This window comes from Pseudomonas sp. Leaf48 (assembly GCF_001421885.1).
In the GTDB taxonomy this organism is placed as follows: domain Bacteria; phylum Pseudomonadota; class Gammaproteobacteria; order Pseudomonadales; family Pseudomonadaceae; genus Aquipseudomonas.
The window spans coordinates 33,291-45,296 of sequence record NZ_LMLH01000002.1 but is presented as its reverse complement, the minus strand read 5'-3'; the positions used below and the strand labels follow the sequence as shown (position 1 = coordinate 45,296).

The window sequence follows — 12,006 nt, the reverse complement described above, 5'->3', positions numbered from 1 at the left end:
CATTGGACGACGTGATTACGGCGATTGAAGGCGGACTTGATGGTGAGCTTTCGGCATTGAGAAGAGCGCCGGTTGATGAGCCGATTGACCCAAAAGTTGCAGCGCGTCTAACGACCCATCTGATGTTAAGAACCGCTCATGTGCGATCAGTATTCGAGCAAGGTGCGGTGCAGATCTTCAATGCAGCAATTCCAGTGCTCTCCGACCCGAACGTCGTACGGGACCATATCGACTTGGACAAGCTTGGCGGTGCTGCGGCCTTCCAAGGCGGGGTCGACGACGCTTTAAAGTCGCTCCCCCTCGACGCGCTAGCTATTCCGCATCCTCTTGCACGCCGGATGCTCAGCTTCATGTCTCGGGAGCGCTTCGACTCGTTCTTTGCGGGGGCCGGACCTATGATTGTTCAGGCACTTACTGAGATGACGAAGAATATCCCGGTCCAGATCCGCGAGGCCCACAATAAGTCGCTGGAAGCCATTCAGAACAGTCGTTGGGAAGAGAGATTGGCGGAGTTATCGTGGAGCACTCAAGAGGTCGTGGGAGCGGTGCTGCCTGACTGTGTTGTGCTGGCGCGTGAGAAGGGGCAGGATTTCGCGCCGCTGCTGTTAAGTGATCGGGAAAAGGTTGAGCTTGTAATCCTGCCTCTTTCGCATGATCGGATTCTCGTCGGTTGGGCAGGGGTCAAAGCACCCATTGAGGTGAAGTCCCTGAACGCTGGAAGCGTCGCTTGCAGCGACAGCTTTTTTATCTCGCGCTGCGCCGACGATGGTGCAGGCCTTTCCGACTTGATCGGACAAAGACCTGCTAAGGCGATCCGGGCTAGTGTCGACAAGGCGCTGTCGGGTTTTCGGCGACGTACCGGAGGTGTGAAAGTAAGCGGAATCCCAGTGGAGCCTCGAGTCAGTGAAACTGAGGACCTTGCGTCGTTCTCCTTTTCGCTAACCTGCTTGGACTTCGCAGACTCTGAAATCGCCACTAGACTCGGCGAAATAATCAAGGTCATCGTCCACGAGATGGGCAGGGGCATTCCCTTAGCGACCCTTGATGGCATTACGTTCGCGTTCGACTATCCTGCCGCCTTGCTGGGGCTTGATCGTGGCGACGAAGCTATTAGCCCCAGCGAAAGCCAGCCTCGCGATTACGGTCGCCCGGTCGCTAAGTCCGTCCAGGTGTTTCGTGGAGGCGAGTCCAAGTCACATATCGTAATTGACTCCGTGATCGCTGACTGGCTGCTCTCTGATGACGAAGATAATCGGACGTCTGCCATCCACCTGATTTTGAATATGCTAGCTGACCTCGGGCACACCGAGCGTTACGAGGCGCAACTCAAAGGCATCTCGGTGGCAACACCCGACGAGATCACCAGAATGCTCCACTCAAGTGTCTCAGCAGCGCCAGGTAGCTATTTCGGGGCAAGAGAGAGCGCGTTCTGCGATCCTAAGGCTGGTGAGCGCTACGCTACCTTAGTCAGGGATAGTTTAGCAGCAGCGCACGAAGCGATCGCTAAGGCTAGGCTCGCCTACAGAGTCAGCAATAGTTTGGAGAACTTGCTCGGCGAAGCTTTGCCGCATATCTCTTTTGTCCTGACGCATGCGGCGCAGTGGCTAGGACATCGAGATGGCCTGCCCTCTCAAGATGTATTCCCGGGCTCATCTTTACCGGGTGATTTGAAAGCCTATGACTTGAACTTTTGGTTGGAGTTGTTCGCTCGTGATCTCCGTAATTTGTATGATGCCGATGGTCAGTTCACGAGTGAAAACATCTTTGCGCTCAGCAGGCATGTAGAACGCCTACTTTGGACAGTTCAGATCTGTCCTTGGCCGATGGAGGACGGGACCCCATATGTCAGCGTACCTTTAGGCAATGATGCGGCGCTCTTGGAGATCGGCTCTTCTGGCGACGATTGACCAGTAACCTGCCGGAATCGCCTAAAACTCGAATTCCGTGTTTCATCGGTCCGCCGCTCTCCCAAGTTGCGTATCGGCGAATGTCTATTGTTAGTCAGTTGGGCTGCAAACGGATGGTGGAGGTGTTGCAAGATACCTCCATGGGGACTGTAACTCCAAGTAGGGCGATAAGACCGAACAACCCACCGTTACCGAGGCACTGGATGACGAAGAGCGTAGTAGTATGTCAAATAGCTTGACATCAGTGTTGCCTTCAGCATATAGTTCGCCCCGTCGCCAACGAGGCGACCAAACAATCACGAGGCAAAACCAGAGAGCACACAGCGAACGCATCCAATCATGAAAATGATCGATCAAATCGAATGTAACTCTGGCCGCGTAATGCGGTTTTTTTTCGCCCCGACATTGGCTGACCACCACCGACGGTCAAGTAACATTACGGGAATAACCATGAATCGCCCACAAATGATCAAACCCAGAAAAGAGGCCAAGCACCGACGCTAACAGAGTTCATTCCTTTCCGGAAGATCGAACGATGACGACGCTGCCGACCTTGAGTCGGTTTTTTTACGCCCGTAATTCACGATCTACTACTAGGAGGAACTCATGAAACACAGCAATGAACAGTTCAACATCAAAACATTTTACGTACACCCGGAATTCTTCGGCATCCATCTCGACTACTCATTGGGTGAAGAGGCTCCACTCTTCTCACCTCCGCGAAGCGGTAGGTTAGTATGTGGCGTTGGCTACAATTCAGCGGAAAGGCGCAGGGCATTGGGCATGCCGCATTACGAAACGACATGCCGGTCATATCAGCGATGGAAAGACATGCTGAGACGGTGCTACAAGTCTGAAGCTATTACATATGCTGGCTGTACTGTTTGCCCTAAATGGCGCGACTTCCAAGAGTTTGCAGATTGGTTTGTGAGTCAGCCTTATGCGTATGAGAAGGACATGGAACTGGACAAGGATATTCTTGATCCGCTCAATACCGTGTACGCGCCAGAATTCTGCTCGTTAGTTCCGAGGGTGATCAATCAAATCTTCCGAGATACTCGAAGTCAGAGAGGGAGGCTTCCGATTGGTGTAACTCTATCGACCAGAGGGGAGGGTTTTAAATCTCGCCTGTCGATGCATGGCAAACAAGTGTATTTAGGAAAGTTCCGCAACATTATCGAAGCCTTCGAGGTGTACAAGGCCGCTCATCGTATGTATTGCAATGAGTTGGCAGATACGTATGAAGGGCGGATTGATGCCCGTGTTATTCAACGACTCCGCACTTGTACGCACCATATCCACGACTAAAAAGCTCCAATGCTGCCGTCGTAGTCACTTGCTGCGACGGGCGCTATTTGACAACCAAACCCGGCACTACCTGAGAGGAACTGCCTATGACATGAACTTGAACAAGGAGCCCCACCATGCAGCACACACTCGCTTTGAATTCGACTACAAGCACAATCCACAACACCAAGCCCAGCTCCGCGTCCAATCTATTAACCTCGGCAGAACTTGAAGCTCTAGATGCACGTATTGCAGCCAATGCTGACAAGTGGCTGGTCGACAATGCTCCGAAGCTGAAAGAAAAAACCAGGATTGAACAAGCCCCCAAGATGGCCACAGGACGGAAACCCAAGTCCATTGATAATCCGTTCTTCGGGTTTATCGGTTGCACTACATGCTGGGGCCGATACCCTGTCTTTGCACTGGAGACCATTGAAGGAATTGCACGGTTAGACTGGCATGATCGCCCTATTGGCGTGGGCGGAAAATCGATGCCATTGTCTGTGCGTAAACTTGTGGTCGTCTTGGAAAGTCTCTCCGTCGTAACGACAGAAACGGTAATGGAGCTACTGCACCTCGGTGAGAGACATGCCGTACGTTACGTAAAGGCGATTGAGCTGATTATTCCATGGATGATGGATGAGCGGCCTCGCTCACTCTACAGAGAGATGGAGGGCATAGAGTCAGAGCCCAAACCATGTGCATGGGAGGATCAGGATGAGTTGATTGTGCCGAGTGCTGAAGAACTCGCTAAGTTGCATTACGATCTACGCACCCTAACGCAGTTCAAGAGCGCTGAAGAGTACGAGGCCGATGAGGCAATAGGCTTTTCGCCTACTAGCAATGTCGTAGCGATAACGGCGCGACAGCAGCACCCCAGGAAGAGTGAAGTACTGTCGTTGCTGGCAAAGCAAACTCCGATAAAGGCAATCGAACGAGAAACAGGCGTGTCACCGAAGACCATCAGGAAGTGGCGAGATGAAGCGTTCGTTCTGGCAGCATAGGGGGGTACAGTTTCCGCCGCATGTATCATAGAGCAATCTCTCTGCGGAAGCGGAGAGATGGACTGCCTCTCCGAGGGAGTCTTGCCTTTGATTAGATTTACCTTGGGAATGGGTGCACGGTGAAGGGACTTCACGACTGTATACCTCTTAGAGAGGCGATAACCTGATGGTGTAGCTGGGAATATAGATACGTATGTATCCCCAGCAAGTGAGAAAGTAGGCTTCCGCTTGAGTGGTACTATCGTCAGCGTCGCTGACAGGGGGATCACCCTTAATGCTCACGCATTCGTCTTGCACAGTAAAGAAGATCAAGGGCAACAGCGAAGCTGGATTGTGGTTATGTTTTTTTGTGTCTGTGCAAGAGCGGAAGGTCTACGGTGTTCCCTGCGATGAACGGCAGTTCATGAGTGTAGGCGGATTGATGTATATCAATTCATCCGCCAATCTCTTTCGGTTGCAACTTCAAGGCTGCCGCCTACCATGGGATAACGTTTTAAGGGGTATGCTGTTTAGAGCTCCGCTCTGTGCAATTGCTCTATACGGCATCCTACAGTGCAGAAGCGCTGACTAGCCCCACAGCGTGAGCTGTGAACAGTGTTGCCAGTGAACGGAAGTTCACAACAGTGGCGATGGAAAGGGTTAAGCCTTCTTAGGGCGGAAGCCCCGGTAGATCCATCCAACTAGCCAGCCAGCGATGTACAGCCCCACACTCAACGCTAGCCAAATGCCGAATGCAAAAGTTACATGCTCCCTTCGCTCCTTGGGTAATTTTGCAAGTTCTAGTGGGAGGTTTTCTTTTTCTTTACGAATGTCTTCTCTCAAGCTGGCGATGTACTCACCCCGACCGGGATAAGCATTTTCCTGTTCTAAGGATTCCTTCAGGTAGCGTGTCAACTGTTCAACTCTTGAATCGTAGTTGTTCGTGATTCCCCATTCAGTGGGCAGTAGCAGGTACGCATACCAGCCAATGAGTATCGCCAGTATCAGGCTCACCACAACCCACATCCTTTGCCAGTCGTTCATACCTGTTGTCCCTGTTGCTGTAGTTCAGGCCGTTAATGGCGATGTGATCAGCTTAGACAGTGGTCAGTGAAAGTCCCACTGTCACTGCTACGCTGGTGTTGTGCTTACCTATTCCGCAACACAAGGACATCACCATGGATCTCAAGGATTTCATCTCTACCAGCCTGACCCAGATTGCAGAAGGGATCTTGGCTGCAAGTGAGGCACTGAAAGACACAGACGCAGTGGTCAACCCCACTCGGCTTACCACGTACTCGAACGCTGCTCAGGGGTTTGGTCGTACAACGGAGAGGAATGATTCGGAAGGCCGACTTGTAGAGCGAGTGACTTTCGACGTGGCTGTGTCCACAGAAGGAGAGACGCAGGGAAAGGCGGGGTTGAAAGTGGGTGTCGCCTCGTTCGGGGTAAACGTAGGTGGAGATATGAAGGAGAAGGCCGGGAAAGAATCAAGGATTCAATTCACGATCCCTATGGTCTTCCCTTCGGTTCGAACGAAGACGGTTGAATAAGACATCACGGAAACCCCCTCTAAACCCTACCGAAACCCTACGCCAATCACATGTATGACCTGGAGCGAAGAGGGTGCCCACCGCTGGAACCCGCATTTTTTGGGGCTCGTAGATGCTGGAAGCTAGGCAAGGCCTTGTGTGAGCGCTAGTCGCTGGGTTTTCGCAACAGACTGACGATGTCTGGTCTGAATCGTTGGATTCGTGCATGGCGAAAGAAGATCTGCATCCTGTGCCTTGGTCAGACGCCTGATATCCTCAGATGCCCTGAGTTGGTCTAGGCTGCTGGTTCCAGCTCTCAAGGAAGATCGCCATGTCAGACAGAACGAAGCCATTGCCAACGCCCTAGAGTTGTTGACGATCAGTCAGAACGGGATTGGTGCTGCCATTGAAGAACTCGCCAAGTGGGTGGCTGAGCGGGGCTCTGTAGATGTGGCAGACAGCGCAGTGACAGCCCTGCAAGTCCTAGACTCGAACGCTGAAGGCATAGCCAGTGCTATCCGAGTGCTCCGAGGGGAGTAGGGCGCTCGTATCAACAAACGACCGTTAAACGATCCCGGCAAATGGGCCTTGAATCGGTATCATCAAACTAGCCTTGACATAAAGATGATCCCTCGGTATCGTGATCCCACCTTAACCGATACCAGCAAGGAGCCGCCCGCCATGTCCCGCACTTTCCTTTATGCACGCTGCTCCACTGCCAGCCAGTTCACCGAGAACCAGATACAAGAGGTGAAGAATGCTGGCTTCGATGTGCAAGCGGGTAGGGTGGTTGAGGAAACAATCTCGGGCAGCATCGCCGCAACGGAGCGCCCCGGCTTCCAGAAGCTGCTAGATCGTATGGAGAGCGGTGATGTGCTGATCGTCACCAAGCTTGACCGATTGGGTCGTAACGCAATGGATGTACGTCAGACGGTTGAGCATTTGGCCTCGAATGGCATCCGTGTTCACTGCCTGGCTCTGGGTGGGGTAGACCTCACTAGTGCAGCAGGGAAGATGACCATGCAGGTGCTTGGGGCAGTAGCTGAGTTCGAACGTGACCTGTTGATCGAGCGGACACAAGCGGGGCTGGAGCGAGCCAAGAAGGAAGGTAAGAAGCTTGGTAGGCCGGAAGCTCAGTCAACCACTCGTGATGTTCTCGAACTGAGGGAGCAAGGGTGCAGTCAGTCTGAGACAGCAGAGAAGCTAGGCATTGGCATTGCCACGGTGAAGCGTCACTGGAACAGGGTGATGGTGGTGAGCAAGCCCGTAGGGACCTACGTTCTTGGTCAGGTGAAAGCCTAGAGCGTTAGCAGTAGACAAGTGACAAACACATTCATCAACGTAGTGCGAACAGTCCACGAGGGAAGAAAGATGTTCACACAACCACGCTGCATCACCGCTCTTTAACAACTCGGAATGTTATTTTGTATTCATTCGCGATTCTGGATGGGCGGGTAGCGGGCTGCTAAGCGATGCGGCGGTTTCTGTGGATTCTCACGCCCAAGTGCCCATTTATTTTCCAAGCCGGAATCTGGATCGTACCGAGAGTTGCACTTGTTTCGCGGCGGGGCGCCAAGATCCTGTGGAAAGCGGTCTTGGCTGGTAAAATCATCGGCTCTGCAACGACACAAGGGATTGACGATGACAACGCCTCACGCATGGAAGCACGGTTGGGCTGATGCCTACGCCTATAGAAACGGTGACATTGCCGAAGAGTTTTTTACTCTTGTTGTGAAGCCGTCGCTGTCAGCTCTGAGTCAAAAACAACGAGAGCTGGAGAGCAGTGATGATCTGGTGATTTCCGGCTTCATGGCTCATGATCACCGCGACCTGATCAATAAGACGAACATGGCATTCTGTTTGTCAATCCAATCGCTCTGGGAGCAACAGCTTCGCCGCTACCTTGGTAACTGCGTTAGCACCTTGGGAATCGTGGGTGTGACGGCGGCCGAACTGGAGCATTCGCCTTGGGGTGAAAGGACAAACAAGCTGTTTCAGTATATTCGTGGAACTGACCTCACCGCCTTCGATTCGTACGTCACTCTGAACAAGCTTCAGCTCTTGGGTAATGCGTGCCGTCATGGCGATGGTAATTCTTCGAGGAAGCTGTTCAAGCTGCACCCGGAATTGTGTCCTGAGCGATACCCATCAGTTCATTCCGTTCAATGGCGGGTTGAGTTGTTAGCAGAATTTGTCGATGCCATCGTCTTGTTTTGGATTGACATGGACATTATGGGGTTGGAGAGCTTGGTGAATAAACAGCCCACCGTACCCGCAGAGATTGTCCGGCTACAGGCGCGACGGATTCCCTTACTTGCCAACATCACACGGTAGACCTGGAGCCGTGCCCTTAGTGTGATCGCCGCAGGCATAGCCCATCCGTGCCGTTTCCCGTTCACTCTCTCGCCGGCAAGCGTCACTCAGCGTCCATCGTAGGCGCTCATGTTCGACCTTCAGAGTGGCAAGCTCAATGGAGCTATCACGGTGCAGAATGATCAACCGGGCGATGGTCTGATGGGCCCTCCGCAAATCTCGCTGTTTAGTCTCTAATTCGGCTTCCGGAGGTAGCAGTAAGTTAGATGGCCTATATCGCGAGCCATCATGAATAGTAGCCACGCTTCTATTGTTAGCCTCGCTTAAGCTCCTTCGGTAGGAATGCGTCAATCTCCTCATCCGAAAACGTCATGTCTTCGAGTTTCTTAAGCGCCTCTTGTGCCTTTCTGTATGCTTTATACGTTGTGCTTGGAGCTCCAGAGTAAACAGCATGTAGCTGCTCCAATAGGTCATCTCTTACACCTTGTAGGGTTCCGATGGGCTTTTCACCCATGCGTAAATCCGTGATAAGAGAAAGATACTTCTCCCTGATAATCCACAAATCTGCACCCGCTTGCCGATGCTTTTGAGAGAGTTCGCCTAAGTCGTAGTTCTTTGTGTAGGCGTTTAATACGAGCAATATGGTAGATATTAACATGCCGGCAAGTGCAGCAATTTTATCTCCGCCAAACGCCGCAGCGACGAAACCACCTGTTGTTAAGGCTGACAGGATAAGCTGCCATAGCTTAATTCTGGAGAGTCGGGTTAAAAGGATGTCTGCACACTTTTCATGCGTCTTATGAGAGTATACAACTCGCCCATAGCATTCGCGTAGCTGCCCCTCAAGAATCGTTCTTGATTGTGGAGTGTCGTTAGTCTGGGAATGAGGTTCCAAATATTTCTCTCCATTTTTGTTTTGCTGACCACTCTCGTTTTGGGGTGGCCATTTCATGTTCTATCGCTTCGCGTGCTATGTTATAGCACCTTGTGGCCTTCCATTGGAATAATCCTGTAGCGTACACGTGCTGACCGCTGCCAGGTGCTGTCCAGTAAGTTTTGTTGCTGTCCTGGTTTGCTAGGAAGTGGAAAAAATCACGGCACATGTAGTCATAATATAAGTACGATTTGTCTTTGTGTGCCCACGTATCAATAAACTGATATGCCAGTGTGTCAATCAGCAAGCCGCTAATCGGGACGTCCCATTTTTTTCTCCAGGCTCGCATCATTCGACATAGGGGGACTAAATTTCCATTGCTGCTAGTGTTTCGTGCTCGTATTGCAGCGATCTCTGGTTTTGGGTTCGTGACCCTCCATCGCCCACCATTGTTCGCGTCAGGGTACGTATAGCTGTTATCAGTATTAACGAAAGCTGGTAGCACTTCGAAGGTAATTCCATCAGTAAATGGAATGAGTATCACTTGGCCGTCGCCTCTGATGCTCGTATTTGGATATGTTTGCTCGATGCTCCTTTTGACTGCCTGAAGTAAGGAAGATTGGCCGTTTCCGATGTGATTGTTGTACTGTTGGTACACTGCAAAGGGTAACTCAAATAACACGTCTAAATCGCTAAAGCCCTGGGTTGCGGTGTTTCGCCCATAAGAGCCAAGATACAATCCATGAGCTACATCTGATGATGTATTCCAGTAATCATTGTTTAGTCGGCGAGTAATGTTCTTGTATCGACTTGAAATGGTGCCGCCATCTTGTGTTCTGATGTTGTAACAAAACGTACTGAACCACTCTGCTAAGGCCATAGCTCTGCTCCTAATTGACCACCGAGTAATGCGGCTTCTGTGTCGTGAAGGTTTTAATGTGGTGGGCTAGGTTGTAGGCCATCGCGATGTAGGACTTAGCGTCTTCCTCGCTTAGGTGTAGCTCTTCCATGTGAGCTGCTTTATTGCGAAGCTGTTGAAGTTTTTTGTAGATGCTTAGTTGTTTGTTGTCGATGACTTTGCAGTCGTGCAGGTATTCGCCTAGTCTAGGGAAGTTGCGCATTGTTTCATCGGGTGACTGGTTCCAAAAGGAGCTTGCAGTTTCTGTAGCAGCTGTTTCGACATCAATCCATGCCTCCATAATAGCTGCACGAGTTGATAGGGGAACTAAGCTGAGTGCTTTAAGATTGGCGGCGGGCAGCTCATCTTTCTTTGAAGTGCCAATGATGGGCGAGGCTTCCGCCTTCAATGCGTGAACTTCCTGTGAGAATTCAAGTTCAAGTTCTTTGTACTTGAGCTTTCTCATTAGTGGGATGAGGCCCATAATGGGTTTTCTTAGCGTGGTCGCCAATAAAATTGTTGCTGTTGGCCAGGCTAGGACTTTGACAAGTTCTGATGCAAAGGTAAGTTCGTCCATGTTCGCTCGGTATTTTTGTTGTGCTTTGACTGTATTTTAGCTTGTGCTGTTCTAATCTGCGTTTTGGGTATGAAAGCGGCTAATACGCATGAGGGCATACCTTTGTTGCGGTAGTGGCGAGTAGGCATGAAGAAAGAAGCGGGTACGAGGTAAGATAGCTGGGACCACAATGGTGGTCCAGCCGTTTTGAAATAAAGCCCCAATACTCACCGTTGTGAGTCCTCGGTTGTCCACCAAGGTCTGCTGACGATCCAGCGGGAGTATTTCGATTGACAAGGTTCAGGCTGGGGCACACGACACAGCCTGTGCATGAAGTCAGTGACTATCCAGGCTGATGTGTTGAAGGGCTTCTGCCATTGCCTTCAATGGGGTCCGACTTCCGTAGATACTAAACGTGACTGCACTGTCTTCGTGTCCTGCAATGCGCTTGATTAGCGAGTCCTGTACCCCTGCGTTCCGCAGCTCATCGATCAATGTATGCCGGAAGCTGTGGAACGTCTTCTTTGGATCTGTTAGCCCTTGCCTGCTCTTGTAGCGACTGAACCATTTTGACGGTGCATGCCCTAGCTTTCCCCGTACTGCTTCAAGTTCAGGGAACAGACGATCTGCCCCAGTCGCCCGGACTGACTCAACATGCAGGATTATCCCCAGTTCTATCAGGGCAGGGTGCAAGGGGAGAATGCGTCGGCTGCTGGAGTTCTTGAGGTTCTGGCCTTCGCGACTGTCATCGATGCGGATGCACTGGATGCCCTGTTGTTCGATGAAGTCATCCACCCGCAGCTGGCAAAGTTCTTCCAACCGTGCTCCGGTGGCTCGCCCAAGGAGCGGCAACCAGTAACGCCATGGATGCTTGCGGGCTTCGACTTTGAGTGCAGCCTCATCCAGTAGGATGGTCAGATCATGTCGATCAAAGGACAACCGGGCTTCCTTCGCAGACCCGGTCATGACCTTAAGTCCCATCAATGGATTGTCCGCTACGTATCCATTTGTCTTGCACCAGTTCATGAATGCCGAGAGTTTGCGTAAGCGATTGTTTACGGTAACAGCGGTGATGGTCTTGTAAGAGGCCCCAGACTCAACCACCTGTTTCAGGGTCTTACCCTCGTACTCGGGGCGTAAACCGAAGTATTGCGGGCAGCGACTCAGACGATCTTTCAACAGTCGGGCTTGCTGGACGTCGAATGCTTTCACGGGCATGTCGCCCATCAGTTCGAACAAATCCCGTAGTGTGCGTTCGACTTCGTGCGTGCTGACCTCACGCCACGTGCCTCCACGTTTTCCTTCTTCTATATAGAGCTTGGATAAGGTGGCGAGGGTAGGACCGTCACTGGGCTGATTCACGGTAGCCGCTGGTGCCTTCCTTGGGGCAGGCTGGATGGTCTGCGTTGGTGCAGCATCCCGCCATTGCGAGCACAGCTCACGGAGCGTCAGGAGGTCTTCTAGGGGGTGTTCATTTAGATGTATGTGAACCTGCTGAGCCAGTGACGCAGCGAGGAACAGGGCACTCTGCCGCTGCCGAATGTTCAGGCTCAGACGTAAAGTGTGACACCTCGGAAAGAGGTGCTTGGGCAGCTTGAGATTAAGGTAGTAGAGCGCCCCGCGTTTAATCAGGTAGGCCATGGGTGTGACACCAAA

At 51.7% G+C, this 12,006-nt stretch carries 11 protein-coding genes; 6 read left to right on the top strand and 5 right to left on the bottom strand.

Going from position 1 to position 12,006, the window contains the following annotated elements:
• Positions 1 to 2: 2 nt before the first annotated feature.
• From ASE98_RS02275 to ASE98_RS02265, 3 genes are all read left to right on the top strand, one after another.
• Positions 3 to 1,907, top strand: a complete 1,905-nt coding sequence (locus ASE98_RS02275; protein WP_156465464.1) for a hypothetical protein — start codon at positions 3 to 5, stop codon at positions 1,905 to 1,907.
• A gap of 606 nt (positions 1,908 to 2,513) precedes the next feature.
• Positions 2,514 to 3,215, top strand: a complete 702-nt coding sequence (locus tag ASE98_RS02270; protein ID WP_060539794.1) for a hypothetical protein — start codon at positions 2,514 to 2,516, stop codon at positions 3,213 to 3,215.
• Positions 3,216 to 3,331: 116 nt separating this feature from the next.
• Positions 3,332 to 4,198 carry a helix-turn-helix domain-containing protein gene (locus ASE98_RS02265; RefSeq protein WP_060539793.1) on the top strand — a complete coding sequence of 289 codons (867 nt, stop codon included), beginning with the start codon at positions 3,332 to 3,334 and terminating at the stop codon, positions 4,196 to 4,198.
• A 639-nt stretch (positions 4,199 to 4,837) separates the two neighbouring features.
• Here the strand turns inward: ASE98_RS02265 and ASE98_RS02260 are convergent.
• Complete coding sequence (locus tag ASE98_RS02260; RefSeq protein ID WP_060539792.1) at positions 4,838 to 5,221, bottom strand: hypothetical protein; 384 nt, start codon at positions 5,219 to 5,221, stop codon at positions 4,838 to 4,840.
• A gap of 134 nt (positions 5,222 to 5,355) precedes the next feature.
• Between ASE98_RS02260 and ASE98_RS02255 the strand changes: the two genes are divergently transcribed.
• The 3 genes from ASE98_RS02255 to ASE98_RS02240 all read left to right on the top strand — a co-directional run bounded on the left by ASE98_RS02255 (position 5,356) and on the right by ASE98_RS02240 (position 8,043).
• Entirely contained in the window at positions 5,356 to 5,730 is a 375-nt protein-coding gene (locus ASE98_RS02255; RefSeq protein ID WP_060539791.1) for a hypothetical protein, read from the top strand.
• Between the two features lie 660 nt (positions 5,731 to 6,390).
• On the top strand, positions 6,391 to 7,011 hold the full coding sequence (locus ASE98_RS02245) for a recombinase family protein (protein ID WP_060539790.1): 621 nt from the start codon (positions 6,391 to 6,393) through the stop codon (positions 7,009 to 7,011).
• 339 nt (positions 7,012 to 7,350) lie between these two features.
• Positions 7,351 to 8,043 carry a hypothetical protein gene (locus ASE98_RS02240; protein ID WP_060539789.1) on the top strand — a complete coding sequence of 231 codons (693 nt, stop codon included), beginning with the start codon at positions 7,351 to 7,353 and terminating at the stop codon, positions 8,041 to 8,043.
• Between the two features lie 292 nt (positions 8,044 to 8,335).
• On the opposite strand, the gene ASE98_RS02235 is transcribed toward ASE98_RS02240, so the two are convergent.
• From ASE98_RS02235 to ASE98_RS02225, 4 genes are all read right to left on the bottom strand, one after another.
• Positions 8,336 to 8,974: an SLATT domain-containing protein gene (locus ASE98_RS02235; protein ID WP_156465463.1), complete on the bottom strand. Its 639-nt coding sequence runs from the start codon at positions 8,972 to 8,974 to the stop codon at positions 8,336 to 8,338.
• Positions 8,895 to 9,776, bottom strand: a complete 882-nt coding sequence (locus ASE98_RS27625; RefSeq protein ID WP_082457454.1) for an SMODS domain-containing nucleotidyltransferase — start codon at positions 9,774 to 9,776, stop codon at positions 8,895 to 8,897. The genes ASE98_RS02235 and ASE98_RS27625 overlap by 80 nt, the downstream gene beginning before the upstream one ends.
• A gap of 10 nt (positions 9,777 to 9,786) precedes the next feature.
• Positions 9,787 to 10,371 carry a hypothetical protein gene (locus tag ASE98_RS02230; RefSeq protein WP_060539788.1) on the bottom strand — a complete coding sequence of 195 codons (585 nt, stop codon included), beginning with the start codon at positions 10,369 to 10,371 and terminating at the stop codon, positions 9,787 to 9,789.
• A gap of 315 nt (positions 10,372 to 10,686) precedes the next feature.
• Positions 10,687 to 11,991, bottom strand: coding sequence for a site-specific integrase (locus ASE98_RS02225; protein ID WP_060539787.1), 1,305 nt, complete (start codon positions 11,989 to 11,991; stop codon positions 10,687 to 10,689).
• Positions 11,992 to 12,006 lie beyond the last annotated feature (15 nt).